Annotated in this window: 15 protein-coding genes; 6 read left to right on the plus strand and 9 right to left on the minus strand. The window is 40.0% G+C overall.

The window, feature by feature from the left end:
- Both BLQ57_RS15740 and BLQ57_RS15745 read left to right on the plus strand, forming a co-directional pair.
- On the plus strand, positions 1-324 hold a 324-nt coding region (locus BLQ57_RS15740), incomplete at its 5' end, for a transposase (protein ID WP_139162762.1).
- Positions 325-541: 217 nt separating this feature from the next.
- Positions 542-2,389: a M1 family metallopeptidase gene (locus BLQ57_RS15745; RefSeq protein ID WP_394331275.1), complete on the plus strand. Its 1,848-nt coding sequence runs from the start codon at positions 542-544 to the stop codon at positions 2,387-2,389.
- A gap of 74 nt (positions 2,390-2,463) precedes the next feature.
- Here BLQ57_RS15745 and BLQ57_RS15750 read toward each other — a convergent pair whose 3' ends face one another.
- Together BLQ57_RS15750 and BLQ57_RS15755 are read right to left on the minus strand one after the other, a co-directional pair.
- On the minus strand, positions 2,464-2,643 hold the full coding sequence (locus BLQ57_RS15750) for a histone H1 (RefSeq protein ID WP_087940567.1): 180 nt from the start codon (positions 2,641-2,643) through the stop codon (positions 2,464-2,466).
- A gap of 102 nt (positions 2,644-2,745) precedes the next feature.
- Positions 2,746-3,996 carry an aminotransferase class I/II-fold pyridoxal phosphate-dependent enzyme gene (locus BLQ57_RS15755; protein WP_087940566.1) on the minus strand — a complete coding sequence of 417 codons (1,251 nt, stop codon included), beginning with the start codon at positions 3,994-3,996 and terminating at the stop codon, positions 2,746-2,748.
- Positions 3,997-4,174: 178 nt separating this feature from the next.
- Between BLQ57_RS15755 and accC the strand changes: the two genes are divergently transcribed.
- From accC to BLQ57_RS15770, 3 genes are read left to right on the plus strand one after another with little or no spacing between them, the layout of a single operon-like run.
- A complete protein-coding gene (accC, locus tag BLQ57_RS15760; protein ID WP_087940565.1) occupies positions 4,175-5,674 on the plus strand; it encodes an acetyl-CoA carboxylase biotin carboxylase subunit in 1,500 nt (499 codons plus the stop codon).
- Between the two features lie 3 nt (positions 5,675-5,677).
- Positions 5,678-6,976, plus strand: a complete 1,299-nt coding sequence (locus BLQ57_RS15765) for a DUF1015 domain-containing protein (RefSeq protein ID WP_087940564.1) — start codon at positions 5,678-5,680, stop codon at positions 6,974-6,976.
- Entirely contained in the window at positions 6,957-7,544 is a 588-nt protein-coding gene (locus BLQ57_RS15770; RefSeq protein WP_087940563.1) for a Maf family nucleotide pyrophosphatase, read from the plus strand. Before BLQ57_RS15765 ends, BLQ57_RS15770 begins: the two co-directional genes overlap by 20 nt.
- A gap of 2 nt (positions 7,545-7,546) precedes the next feature.
- Here BLQ57_RS15770 and BLQ57_RS15775 read toward each other — a convergent pair whose 3' ends face one another.
- From BLQ57_RS15775 to BLQ57_RS15805, 7 genes are all read right to left on the minus strand, one after another.
- On the minus strand, positions 7,547-8,005 hold the full coding sequence (locus BLQ57_RS15775) for a response regulator (RefSeq protein WP_087940562.1): 459 nt from the start codon (positions 8,003-8,005) through the stop codon (positions 7,547-7,549).
- Between the two features lie 148 nt (positions 8,006-8,153).
- Positions 8,154-8,945 (minus strand): cation efflux transmembrane domain-containing protein, encoded by a 792-nt coding sequence (locus tag BLQ57_RS15780; protein ID WP_087940561.1) that lies wholly within the window; start codon positions 8,943-8,945, stop codon positions 8,154-8,156.
- A 7-nt stretch (positions 8,946-8,952) separates the two neighbouring features.
- Positions 8,953-9,972, minus strand: coding sequence for a hypothetical protein (locus tag BLQ57_RS15785; RefSeq protein ID WP_087940560.1), 1,020 nt, complete (start codon positions 9,970-9,972; stop codon positions 8,953-8,955).
- Positions 9,973-10,290: a DUF3817 domain-containing protein gene (locus BLQ57_RS15790; protein WP_087940559.1), complete on the minus strand. Its 318-nt coding sequence runs from the start codon at positions 10,288-10,290 to the stop codon at positions 9,973-9,975.
- 9 nt (positions 10,291-10,299) lie between these two features.
- On the minus strand, positions 10,300-10,869 hold the full coding sequence (locus BLQ57_RS15795) for a hypothetical protein (protein WP_087940558.1): 570 nt from the start codon (positions 10,867-10,869) through the stop codon (positions 10,300-10,302).
- A gap of 68 nt (positions 10,870-10,937) precedes the next feature.
- Positions 10,938-11,465, minus strand: coding sequence for an acyl-CoA thioesterase (locus tag BLQ57_RS15800; protein WP_087940557.1), 528 nt, complete (start codon positions 11,463-11,465; stop codon positions 10,938-10,940).
- Positions 11,466-11,555: 90 nt separating this feature from the next.
- Positions 11,556-12,218 (minus strand): protein-L-isoaspartate(D-aspartate) O-methyltransferase, encoded by a 663-nt coding sequence (locus BLQ57_RS15805; RefSeq protein ID WP_087940556.1) that lies wholly within the window; start codon positions 12,216-12,218, stop codon positions 11,556-11,558.
- Between the two features lie 104 nt (positions 12,219-12,322).
- On the opposite strand from BLQ57_RS15805, the gene BLQ57_RS15810 reads away from it, so the two are divergent.
- The gene (locus tag BLQ57_RS15810) at positions 12,323-12,913 is read left to right on the plus strand and encodes a riboflavin synthase (RefSeq protein ID WP_087940555.1); all 591 of its coding nucleotides are present in this window, start codon (positions 12,323-12,325) and stop codon (positions 12,911-12,913) included.
- The last annotated feature ends 29 nt before the right edge of the window (positions 12,914-12,942 follow it).

A 12,942-nucleotide genomic window follows, 5' to 3' on the forward strand; every position in this document is an offset into this window, starting at 1 on the left:
CATTTAATCAAGGATTACATTGATTCAAACGCTGTGCTTCAAACAGATAAAAGTACCACCTTCTCAGACCTGAGTGATTGTATTGATGTTCATGTCAGAGAAATCTCTGGTACACAAGAAGGCAATTTTAACCTCAAATGGGTTCATATTGCCATCAGTAACTTAAAGAAACACCTGCAGACATACCATATGATCAGCGAACGAATGATGCAGAACTATCTGGATGAGTTTTGTTACAAGCTAAACAGAAGATACTTCGGTCAAAAACTCTTTGACAGACTCATTATTGCTTCAATTTACCCATACTGGCATGATTGCGGATAATCATAATAAATAAAAAGAGATTGATACTTCAGCATCTTTTACGTCAGTGGAAATTTATAAACTTGAGTGTAATAATGATACCCAAAATTTGATTGGTGGTTTGGGCTATGTTTCCTTTTTCATTTTCTTTATCAAAAAATTTAAGTCGAGCGAATTTGAGCTAGTGTATCGGCCAAATTAGATTTCAAAAATCAATTGAAAAACAAATTATAATCATATGAAATATAAGTTTCCGAAGCCTTTAGCGGGGCTTCTTCTTTGTTTAGTGGGCAGTTGGCAGGTGATGGGGCAGACGGGCCGGTTTCAGCAAGCGGTGGATTACAAAATGGAGGTTTCCATGGATGTAGAGACCAATCAATACACTGGAACCCAAGAATTACTGTATACCAATAATTCCCCGGACACCCTTACGCACGTTTTTTATCATTTGTATTACAATGCTTTCCAGCCGGGTAGTATGATGGACGTTAGATCTAGGACCATCGCTGACCCCGATCGTAGAGTGGGAGATAGAATTTCCAAATTGAGTCCGGAAGAAATTGGCTATCTCCATATTAAAAATCTAAAAGTTAATGGAAAGGAAGCCCAATCCGAAGAGGTAGGAACCATCTTAGAAGTTAAGCTTCCCGAACCTATTTTGCCTAATTCTCAGGTCACGTTGACACTAGAATTTGATGGTCAGGTACCTGTACAGATCCGAAGATCCGGAAGAGATTCTGATGAAGGTGTACGCTACTCCATGTCTCAGTGGTATCCTAAATTGGCCAATTATGATGAGCAAGGATGGCATGCCAACCCCTACATAGGCAGAGAGTTTTATGGTATATGGGGTGATTTTGATGTGAAAATCACAATTGATAAAAATTATACCATCGGGGGTACAGGTTACCTTCAGAATCCCAATGAGATTGGACATGGCTATGAAGATGCTGGTGTGACGGTTCCAAATCCTGTAGGTGAAACATTAACATGGCACTTCAAAGCACCTATGGTTCACGACTTTATGTGGGGCGCAGATGACAAGTATCAGCATGATAGGGTAGAAATGGAAAATGGAATCACTGTTCACCACTTCTTTATTCCAGGTGAAAAGACCTCTGAAAACTGGGAGAAATTAAAAGAATATACTCCTAAAGCCATTGCCTATATGTCAGAGCATTTTGGTCAGTATCCATACAAGCAGTACTCTGTAGTACAAGGTGGAGATGGAGGAATGGAATATGCTATGTCTACTTTAATTACCGGTGAAAGAAGCCTTCCGAGTTTGGTGGGAGTGATGGTGCATGAATTAGCTCATAGCTGGTATCATGGTGTCTTGGCGACCAATGAATCACTTTACCCATGGATGGATGAAGGATTTACAAGCTATGCTTCTAATCTAACAATGAGTGCTATCATGGGAAGAGGAAACGGGAATAATGTTCACGCTGGATCTTATAGAGGATATTATAGCTTGGCTAAATCAGGTGTGGAAGAGCCCATGACTACACATTCGGATCATTATCATACTAATCGTGCCTATGGCTCCGCTGCTTATTCTAAAGGCGCTGTATTTATGGAGCAGTTGGGTTATGTAATAGGGGCCGAAGTGAGGGATAGGGGTTTGCTCCGGTATTTTAATACTTGGAAATTCAAGCATCCTAATGTCAATGATCTCATTCGCATCATGGAGAAGGAGAGTGGTTTAGAGTTGGATTGGTATAAGGAATATTTCGTAAACTCAACCAAAACGATTGATTACGGAATTAAAGAAGTGAAAGCTGATGGATCGGGTACATCCATTACTTTAGAGCGTATAGGATTAATGCCTATGCCTCTCGATGTGGTGGTGACTTATAAGGATGGTAGTCAGGAGCAAATTTATTTGCCTTTGGTGATTATGAGAGGGGAAAAGAACAATGAAAGTGGAATGCCTGAACGATTGCTTACAGAAGATTGGCCTTGGACCAATTTGAGCAAAACCTTCACTGTTTCTAAAAGTTTTGACACGATTAAGTCTGTGGAAATAGATCCTAGTGGACGTATGGCAGACCTTGAGCGTGAAAATAATAAAGTGGAGTTTTAGACTCCACTTTATTTCCTTGATTGATATTCAAATAAAAAAGGTGGCTTTTGGCCACCTTTTATTTTTGTGATAGATCAACCGGCTGCATTTTTCATGTCCTGAACTTCCTTACGGATGTCCTGCGCCATGTTTTTCAAGTCTTGCATTCCTTTTCTTACTCGGGTACCTGCAGCTTGATTGCCTTTTTCGTAGAATTTTTCGAAATCGGCCTCTAAGCCCATTACAAGATCTTTGACTTCACTAAATTTGCTCATAGTAAAAGTGTGTTTTTAAGGTTGATGATAAGTTTATTTGAATCCAATATAGCCTAAATACTTGCTAATTCAATCCTGAGGGCCTTTTTTTTGAAAAATTTTTTATTCTCCAAAAGAAACAGCGATCTCAGAATTTCTATACTCTCCATTTGTTAACTTCTCTTTGATAGCAGCAAAAGCGTCCAAAGTTTCTTTGACATCTTCTAGCGTATGTACTGCTGTAGGTATTAACCTCAAGATAATCATGCCTTTAGGGACTACAGGATAGATGACCACTGAGCAGAAAATATTATAATTCTCTCTCAAATCATAAGAAAGTGCTGCTGCTTCTCCTACGGTTCCATTTAAAACTACTGGGGTCACCGGTGAATTTGATTGTCCGGTGCTAAATCCATTTTCATGTAGGCCATTTCGAAGCGCATTGACGATTTTCCAGAGATTTGCCTTCAATTCAGGTTGTGTTTTCAGAAGCTCCAATCGCTTCCTAGCTCCTTCTACCAGTAGCATTGGAAGTGACTTGGCAAAAATCTGAGAACGCATGTTGAATCGGAGATAATGAATTACTTTTTCTTCTCCTGCTACAAATGCTCCGATGGAAGCCATGGATTTGGCAAAAGTGGAGAAGTAAAGATCCACTTCTTCGATGACGTTTTGCTCTTCATGTGTACCGGCACCGGTTTTACCTAAGGTTCCAAAGCCATGCGCATCGTCTACTAAAAGCCTGAATTCGAATTTTTTCTTGAGTTCGGAGATTTCTTTGAGCTTTCCTTGGTCTCCGGTCATTCCGAATACTCCTTCGGTAATCACCAAAATACCACCTCCAGTTTCAGCTGCAAGTTTGGTTGCTCGTTCTAATTGTTTCTCGCAGTTTTCGATATCATTGTGGGGAAACACATAGCGCTTACCTATGTGCATGCGAAGTGCATCTATAATACACGCATGGCATTCTGAGTCATAGACGACTACATCCTTTCTGTCAAGTAATGCATCGATGACCGACATGATGCCCTGATACCCGTAGTTGAGGAGATAAGCTTTCTCTTTGCCTACAAATTCAGCAAGTTCGTCTTCCAACTGCTCGTGAAGACTTGTTTGTCCTGACATCATTCTGGCACCCATAGGATATGCTGCACCCCATTTGGCAGCAGCTTCAGCGTCTGTTTTTCGGACTTCGGGATGATTGGCTAGTCCCAAATAATTATTGAGAGACCAAGTAAGTACTTCTCTACCCTGAAACTTCATCCGTGGGGCGATTTCACCTTCGAGTTTCGGGAACATGTAATAGCCATCAGAAAACTGAGAATGTTTTCCGAGTGGGCCCATGTTGGTTTTTAATTTTGCAAATAGATCCAAAGCGTATCGATTTAAGTTTAATTTCTAATGAATTAACCATTAAAATTCGCCAAAAATAAAACTAATATACCTACCAAGCAAAAATCCCAGCCTGAGAGGGCCTTTTCTTAACATTCCTCAAAATATTTTCCTTACTTCGCTACTGTCTTTATAAAAGCCCAAATAATAAGAGGAGAATATGCCTAAAATTAAAAAACTTTTGGTCGCTAATCGAGGAGAAATAGCTCTTAGAATTATGCGTTCAGCCCGGGAAATGGGCATCAAGACCGTAGCGGTTTATTCGGAAGCAGATCGTTTATCTCCACATGTCAAGTATGCGGATGAAGCAGTTTGCCTTGGACCACCTCCATCAAATCAATCCTATTTATTGGGAGAAAAAATTATTCAGACTTGCAAGGATTTGGCAGTAGATGCTATCCATCCCGGCTATGGATTTTTGTCTGAAAATGCGGATTTTGCTAGAAAGGTCTCTGATGCAGGAATTATATTTGTAGGGCCTTCACCTGAGTCTATTGAAGTCATGGGGAGTAAGCTTGCTGCCAAGCAGGCAGTTTCCAAATACGATATTCCTATGGTGCCGGGTATGGAAAAAGCCATCACAGACATTGCCTTTGCAAAGGAAAAGGCTGCAGAAATCGGATATCCCATATTGATCAAGGCCAGTGCAGGGGGAGGAGGAAAAGGGATGCGAATAGTAGAATCAGAAGTGGATTTTGAAGAGCAAATGCAGCGTGCTGTTAGTGAAGCAGAATCTGCCTTCGGAGATGGAGCAGTTTTTATTGAAAAATTTATTACATCCCCACGCCATATTGAGATTCAGATTTTAGGAGATCAGCAAGGCAATACTGTTTATTTATTTGAGCGAGAATGTTCTATTCAGAGAAGGCATCAAAAAGTTATTGAAGAAGCGCCGTCTGCTGTAGTTACTCCCGAACTTAGAGAAGCAATGGGAAATGCTGCGGTGGGGGTAGCTAAGGCCTGCAATTATTATGGGGCTGGTACAGTGGAGTTTATTGTTGACGAGAAGCTCAATTTTTACTTTCTCGAAATGAACACTAGACTTCAGGTAGAACATCCGGTTACAGAGATGATCACGGGTAAAGATCTGGTAAAAGAGCAAATTAGGGTAGCTGAGGGACAATCTCTTGATTTCAAGCAGGAGGACTTAAAGATTCAAGGTCACTCGGTGGAAGTTCGGGTCTATGCAGAAGATCCTCGTAACAACTTTCTTCCAGATATCGGTAAGTTAAGCACCTATGTCAGACCACAGGGTCCGGGAATTAGGGTAGATGACGGATTTGAGGAAGGTATGGATATCCCGATCTATTATGATCCCATGATCTCCAAACTGATCACTTATGCCGAAACTCGCCAAGAAGCTATCGATAGAATGATCCGGGCAATAGATGAATATAAAATCACTGGTATTCAGACTACATTGGGATTCTGCAAGTTTGCTTTAGGCCATGAAGCCTTTAAATCAGGGCAGTTTGACACTAAATTTGTAGAGCGATATTTTAAGCCCGAACTCTTAGATGATGGACTCTCTGAAGAAGAAGAGCAATTGATGGTGGCTTTGGCTGTTGAGTTTTTCCAAAAAGATACTGCTGTGTCAGTCAAGGAAAACATTCAGCCTGAAATCACCACAAAAGGAAATTGGAGAAGTCGGTTAAAATAGGATATGGCTGAGATTTTACCTTTGAAAGCATGGAGGTATGCGGATAATTATAAAGAAAATATAGAGGCACTTACCGCTCCTTTATTTGATGTGGTTTCCTCCCAGCAGCGGGAAGAGCTTTACAAAAACTCGCTCAATGCCATTCATCTATCCGTTCCCAAAGGCCCTGATCCCATTGAAAATGCAAAAAATACACTGATCGAATGGAAGGGAAAGGGAATTATAAAGCAAGACTTGATACCGGGTATTTATGTTTATTACCAATATTTCCGACTTCCCGGAGAGGAGAAAGAACGCTGTAGAAAAGGATTTATAGCACAAATTAAAGCCTACAATTGGGAGGAAGGAGAAATTTTGAGGCATGAAAATACCATTGTATCGGCGGTAACCGATCGGGTAGATTTATTAGCTGCTACTAAAATTCAAGCAAGCCCAACTCATGGTCTATATGAAGATGAAGATTTTCAATTGGAGCAGTATATGGATGCTTCAATGGCTTCTCCAATCTATGAAGTAGAAGATTATCAGGGAGTAAGAGAAGTACTTTCTGTGATACACGATGCCAAGGTCATTCGAAAATTTCTGATGGTGATCGCTCGAAAGCAAATAATTTTGGCAGATGGTCATCATAGGATCGAAGGTGCCATAGCCTACCGTAAGCGTATGCGAGGGCAGTTTGAAGATAAAAGATGGAAAGCACATGAATATCATTTAATGTATTTGACTAATGCAGCTTCAGATGATTTAAAAATTCTCCCTACGCATCGCTTATTTTATGGACTTCAGCTGAGTCAAGCCCAGCTTTTTGAAAAATTAAGGCAGTGGTTTGAAATTAAGCCTTTTTCGGACCCAGAAGAATTGGGAACTTATACTTTTAGAAGAGTGCGAAAATTTGGTTTATTAATAGGAGAGGAGGGATATTTGATCGAGCTGAAGCAGGAATTGTATGACTCTATCAATAGAGACATGCCAGAAGCATTGCGAAAGCTCGATTTGGTGCTTTTACATGAAGTGCTCTTTCACCAAATTTTAGAAATTCCTATCAAAGAGCAGCGAAGCAAAGAGAATTTGGTGTATGAACGAAATTTCTCTAAATGTCTCAGAGAGGTCCAATCAGGGAAAGCGAGTTTCGCCATTATCACTCGAGAACTTGAAATGTCTCAAGTTTTGGATGTTTGTAAATCCGGCCTACTTATGCCTCAAAAATCAACTTATTTCTATCCCAAAGCACTCAGCGGACTAGTTTTTGCAAGTATTGATCAAGAGGAATTTGAATATAATTATGACGCATTTTTTGAATAAACTAAAATCAAAAAAAATTATTTTAGCATCTAATTCACCCAGGAGAAGGGAATTGCTTAAAGGTCTTGAGATTGATTTTGAGGTTCGCGTGCATTCTATTGATGAAGCTTTTCCAAGTGACTTACAGGTAGAATACATAGCCGCTTATCTCTCTAAACTAAAAGCAGAATCTTTCCCAGACCCCTTGGCAGACGATGAGATTTTGATCACTTCCGATACGGTAGTAATTCAAAATGGACATGCATTGGGCAAGCCTAATTCTGAACAGGAGGCCTTTGACATGATCAAGAGCCTCTCAGGAACTACACACAAAGTGATGACTGCTGTCACGCTGATGAGTAATGACAAGAGAACTACCTTGGAGGATGAAGTAGAGGTAACCTTTCGCTTTTTAGAAGAGGATGAAATCTGGCATTACATCAAAAAATATCAACCTTTTGATAAAGCTGGTGCTTACGGGGTACAAGAATGGATTGGATACATAGGTGTCTCAAAAATAGAAGGTTCTTACTTTACCGTGATGGGACTTCCGCTGCACCTCGTTTATCAAGAATTGAAAAAATGGTAGTATCAGTCTTCCACTAATCCATGCTCTTTGAGAAAATCAGACATGTATTTAGGAGAGATAGGCTTTTGAATGTAATCCTTTACATCTGAATAGGAGAGTGCTTGATCCTTGTCTTGTGGGCTTATGGAACTCGTGATAATTGCAATGAAAAATTTCTCTCGAACTTCCTCGGGGAGCTGACTGAATTCCTCCAGAAATCCCCAGGAATCCATTACGGGCATGTTAATGTCCAACAAAAGAAGGATGGGTTGATCAATTGATTTGATATCCATAGCTTCAGTTCTTTCACGGATTTCATCCAAAGCTTCTTTTCCATTTCCAAATTGTGAAATGGGGCCATCGTAACCAATATTTTTCAGAATTTTTACACCTACCATTTTTACAATGGCATCATCATCTACAAATACGATCTCGCTGAGTTTATACACGGTTAAGGTTTCTTTAAAGAATTGCTTTTGCAAAAATATATGTTTTAAACTATTTAAAATTGGAATTTACCAATTTTTATTCGTCTCTGTATTTATTATTTTTTTCTAAATATTATCTCCTACTATTTGTATTTGAATGACATTATTATAGTGACAAAAGTAAAATATAGAAATATCAAATTTATTTGGACAGCCTTAGTATCCTTATTGCTCCCTGAAGGACTAGTCCAAATACAATTGCACCGATAATAAGGTCGGGTAATGAGGAGTCTAGCCATAAGACCAAAAGTCCAGCCAAGATTACTCCACAGTTGATAATGATGTCATTTGAAGTAAAAATCATACTTGCCTTCATGTGCGCAGCTTGACTTTTGGATTTTTGGAGAAGGTATAGGCAAAGGGCATTGGCAAGAAGAGCAAAAATAGAAACTGTAATCATGAGCTGATAATCTGGTGATTCATCCATTTCTATAAAACGTCTGACTACTTCAAAAAAGCCCAGTATAGCCAATGTTAATTGGAAAATCCCTGCTATTCCCGCTACTTTTTTTTGCCTGCTGACCGCTGCCCCGACGGCAAGTAGGCTGATTCCATACACAAAGGAATCGGCCAGCATGTCCAAGCTATCCGCTATGAGCCCCATAGACCCAGATATCCAGCCAAAAATCATTTCTATGACAAAGAATAAAAAGTTGATAAACAAAACAGTCCATAATAATTTCCTTTGGAGGCCTTGTTCTTCTTCAGGGGCATGTGAAACAGCCTCCGTTTTGACGTGTTGACTACCAAGCTGCAATGATTGGAGTACTTTTTCTATTTCTGGATTTAGTTGTTCTTGGTAAACATGGAGTTCTCTTTTATCCAGATCAAAATCCAAGCCTTTAATATCAGTATACCCCTGAAGCTTCACTCTGATCAGATTTTCCTCTGAGGGACAATCCATTTTTGAGATATGAAAGGTTGACTTTTTCATTTTAATATTACCGTAGCACCTGCTCTAAACTTACCCTCAAAATATTCCCCATATTTTGACAATGCTGAAATTTGTTTAGACCATAATGTTTGGAAAGCTCCTCTCTAAGGCTGATGATATTTGACATTGGAGCGATCTCGTCCTTTTCCATTGCCTGAAGGACGTCCTCTATTTCTGTATGTGAGGATTTGACCCTAGTGGCTATCAAAGCTCGCTCCTCATGTTGATATTGTTTCATGGATTCAGGAGTGATGTATTTCATCCCCAAATGGATCAAAACATTGTTTTCCTTGAAATACTGAGGCAAATAAATTGATTTTTTTCCTTCGTAAGACTGCTGATCAAAATCTATGGCTCTGATTCTATAGTGTGTCTCTTCAAAATCCGGAGTCACATCTATGACAAAGTTTGAAGAATGCATATCACCCAATAGCCTTACAAAACAGCGCTCATTAAATTTGACAAACTCCTTGGCCAATCGGATGGGGTTAATATGAGGATCCTCCATGTGTAGCCGCATGAATTTATCCCCCGGTATGCCCGCAATATGCTCTTCGATCAGGGTGTTTTGATGGACTAGGTAGCTGATTCGGTTAGGAGAGAGCAAGTGCTCTAGTTCCAAGCCGTAGACGCGGGAAGCATCAGCATTTTTGATGTAGAAGTAATCGAAATTATCATTGATTCGGTTTACAATTCTGACTCTGAATGGCTGAGTATTGCCATAGATGCAAAGGTCTATTCTATCCACGTAGAGATGGTCCATGACAGACATATCACCCCCAGCTTTTAGCAAAGCATAAATTTTTTTGACATTGAGATGGATTTCCTCTCTATCAGATTGCTCATAAAAAACAGTCTCCCAAAGGGTGTCTTGTTCTTTGGAGTCATACAAAGCAATAGAGCTCGAATACCGCAACAACTCATGATAATGAATAGGAATATCCACTTCTCTGGAATAATGGATAAGATATTCTCTGAGAACATTACTGATGGGATAGACGCGCTTCTTTTTGCTGATGAGTGCCATTTAGAAATCCACTTTCTGGCTTTTTTTGAGATTGCGGTGAAAGATAAACGGCCCAAATGGAAGTACTGAGGCTATTAGGGCAAATAGGGTTCGGCTAAAGTTCCACTTCAGTGTAGAAGCCGTCGGAAAGACTACATAAATGTAAATGACAAAGAGTAAACCATGGGCCCATCCTACATAAGTCACCGCAAGAGGCAGGTCATACATATATTTTAAGGGCATCGCAATAAATAGTAATATCAAGAAGGAGAGCCCTTCGATCAAACTGATCCACTTGAATCGTTGTGCCCAGGTAATTTGTTCTGAGGTAAGTGACATAAAGCAGGGTTAAGCTATATTAAATAGCGTTTTTAGATTGGTCCAGAGTTTTACTTTGAGTTCTTTATCTTCTGCGATGATGCTCAGTGCATCTGCAAAAAGATATTCAGTTTCTTCCTCCGTGTGGATCTGATAATTATGAATAGGAAGTGAATTGATAGGATGTTTAATTCTTCCAAATTTCAAGACGGTATGAGCATTGATGGTTTTAAAATCCTCCAGGCTTTTTCCGTCTAATTCAACACTGGAAAGCATGCCTACAGAAGTCATTGAGTGACCTACGGCTTGCAGGATTTTGACCAGCATTTCCATTACTTCCTCGCTTAGGGTTTCTTCTTCATGCAAGATAAGGATTCCCTTTTCGAATTGTCCGCGAACTTTGATAGGATCGGGTAGAATAACCTCTTCTACTTCTGCCGATAGTTTGTCGTTATCTTTCTTTTGATTACTATCCTGTAATTCAGATAATTGTGGGCTATTGGATCGGGATTCATTAGCGAGCTGCGACAGGTCTTCCTCCAAAAGAAAGATTGTTTCGGGAAGTATATATTGAAGTTGACCTAGGGTACTTTTTTCCATAGCTGAAAATTGCTTAAAAATTTGCCTCAAGCCAAAAAAAGGGAAGATTTTATGTCTTCCCTTTTGGTTTATTTGGTGATTTCCAGATTGAAAATGGATTTGAGTTCTTTGGCGTCTTCTGGTTTCATTCGCTTAGCCAAAACAAGACGAAGTTGTCTTCTTCTTAAGGCTCCGTCAAACAGCTCAAGTTCTTCTTCAGTTTCTGGCACTACTTCGGGTACTTCTATAGGTTTGCCATTTTGGTCTACTGCCACAAAGGTGAAAAACGCACGGTGCGTTATGGTCTTCTTACTTGCTGGAATATCTTCTGCGGAAACCTCTATATATACCTCCATAGAGGAGTTAAAAGCGCGGGTTACCTTTGCGACAAGCGTCACCACATTTCCCAAACTAATGGGCTGCTTGAAAGAAATGCTATCTGCCGCCGCCGTAACCACGATTCTATTAGAATGCTTCTGAGCTGCAATCGCCGCCACAATATCCATCCAATGCATCAATCGCCCCCCCATCAAGTTATTGAGTGTATTGGTATCATTGGGGAGGACCATTTCGGTCATGATCGTAGCAGACTCTTTTGCAAATTTCTTTTTAGACATACGATTGTTTTTTTGCAAAAATAAGAATAAAATTTCTCTCTAGTGGCTTTAGGGAATTTATATCAAAATATAATTTTGATCAATTCGGCTCTACCTCCAGCCTTCTTTGCCTAAAAGAGGCACAAAAGCAAATCCGTCAAACTCCTCCCTAGAAGTAGAGCTAGTGGAAGTTTTGGTGATGCGCACCATGGACTGTCTGATTCTGTCACCTACCGGAATGACTAGAATGCCTCCAACTTTTAACTGTTTTATAAGAGCATCAGGCACTACAGGCGCACCTGCTGTGACGATGATTTTGTCATAGGGAGCATATTGGGCTAATCCCTCCGTACCATCGCCAAAGAATAGATTCATTTGAATTCCTAATCGATTCAGAAATTTCTGGGTAGTTTCAAAAAGCTTCTTTTGGTATTCGATGGTATAGACCTCTGCTCCTAGGAGGTGAAGGATACTTGCTTGATATCCTGAACCCGTGCCTATCTCCAAAACTTTATCATCGGGCTTGATATCCAACAGTTCGGTTTGAAAAGCCACTGTATAGGGCTGAGAAATCGTTTGACCTTCTCCGATCGGAAATGCCTTATCCTCATAAGCATGGGAAATCAAAGCAGAATCAAAGAAAAAATGCCTTGGAAGGGTATTGATGGCATGGAGTACCCGCTCGCTTTTTATTCCTTTATGTCTCAGTTCAGCGACTAGCGCTTTTCTTTTTCCTTTATGTAGATAGGTGTCTTCGAGTTTCAATAAGGGCATTTCATGTACAATTTCTGTCGAAGATAACCGATTATTTGACGTTATTTGAAACCTAAAGCGGCAATTTTTGCTTACTCATTGAAAGCCAGAATACAAGTAAAATCATGTTTACAGGAATCATAGAATCTTTTGCAAGTGTCAGTAAAATAAACCAAGAAGGCAGTAATGTTCACTTTACACTATCCTCTCGATTGGCCTCAGAGTTAAAGATAGATCAATCGCTTGCACACGATGGTGTCTGCCTGACTGTAGTGAAAACTACTCCCGAAGACTATGTAGTCACGGCGATTGATGAGACCATCAAAAAAACAAATCTTTCCCAGTGGAAAGTGGGAAAAAAGGTGAATTTAGAGCGTTGCATGTCTGCTAATGGCCGCTTTGATGGACATATCGTACAAGGGCACGTAGATCAGGTAGGCAAAGTAGTCGGGATTTCGGACGAGGACGGTTCTTGGGTTTTTGACATCGAATATGATCAAAAACAAGGTAATGTTACCGTAGAGAAAGGTTCCATCACCATCAATGGTACTAGCTTAACCTGTTTCAATTCCAAGCCAGGAGCTTTCTCTGTAGCCATCATTCCTTATACCTACGAGCATACCAATTTTCATCAACTCAAAGTAGGGGATTTGGTCAATTTAGAATTTGACATCGTAGGAAAGTATATTCAGCGGATTACCAAAGGCTATTTGTAGCCTACACCTTTTCCAATAGTTGTTTTTGT

Origin of the sequence: Algoriphagus faecimaris (assembly GCF_900101705.1) — a bacterium.
GTDB classification, from domain to species: Bacteria; Bacteroidota; Bacteroidia; order Cytophagales; family Cyclobacteriaceae; genus Algoriphagus; species Algoriphagus faecimaris.

What these genes read in the sequence shown, in the direction of transcription:
- BLQ57_RS15805 (WP_087940556.1), bottom strand. Translation starts at nt 12,218, where the DNA reads ATGCCCTTATTGAAACTCGAAGACACCTATCTACATAAAGGAAAAAGA.
- BLQ57_RS15790 (WP_087940559.1), bottom strand. Translation starts at nt 10,290, where the DNA reads ATGTCACTTACCTCAGAACAAATTACCTGGGCACAACGATTCAAGTGG.
- BLQ57_RS15770 (WP_087940563.1), top strand. Translation starts at nt 6,957, where the DNA reads ATGACGCATTTTTTGAATAAACTAAAATCAAAAAAAATTATTTTAGCA.
- BLQ57_RS15785 (WP_087940560.1), bottom strand. Translation starts at nt 9,972, where the DNA reads ATGGCACTCATCAGCAAAAAGAAGCGCGTCTATCCCATCAGTAATGTT.
- BLQ57_RS15745 (WP_394331275.1), top strand. Translation starts at nt 542, where the DNA reads ATGAAATATAAGTTTCCGAAGCCTTTAGCGGGGCTTCTTCTTTGTTTA.
- accC (WP_087940565.1), top strand. Translation starts at nt 4,175, where the DNA reads ATGCCTAAAATTAAAAAACTTTTGGTCGCTAATCGAGGAGAAATAGCT.
- BLQ57_RS15780 (WP_087940561.1), bottom strand. Translation starts at nt 8,945, where the DNA reads ATGAAAAAGTCAACCTTTCATATCTCAAAAATGGATTGTCCCTCAGAG.
- BLQ57_RS15765 (WP_087940564.1), top strand. Translation starts at nt 5,678, where the DNA reads ATGGCTGAGATTTTACCTTTGAAAGCATGGAGGTATGCGGATAATTAT.
- BLQ57_RS15750 (WP_087940567.1), bottom strand. Translation starts at nt 2,643, where the DNA reads ATGAGCAAATTTAGTGAAGTCAAAGATCTTGTAATGGGCTTAGAGGCC.
- BLQ57_RS15810 (WP_087940555.1), top strand. Translation starts at nt 12,323, where the DNA reads ATGTTTACAGGAATCATAGAATCTTTTGCAAGTGTCAGTAAAATAAAC.
- BLQ57_RS15800 (WP_087940557.1), bottom strand. Translation starts at nt 11,465, where the DNA reads ATGTCTAAAAAGAAATTTGCAAAAGAGTCTGCTACGATCATGACCGAA.
- BLQ57_RS15795 (WP_087940558.1), bottom strand. Translation starts at nt 10,869, where the DNA reads ATGGAAAAAAGTACCCTAGGTCAACTTCAATATATACTTCCCGAAACA.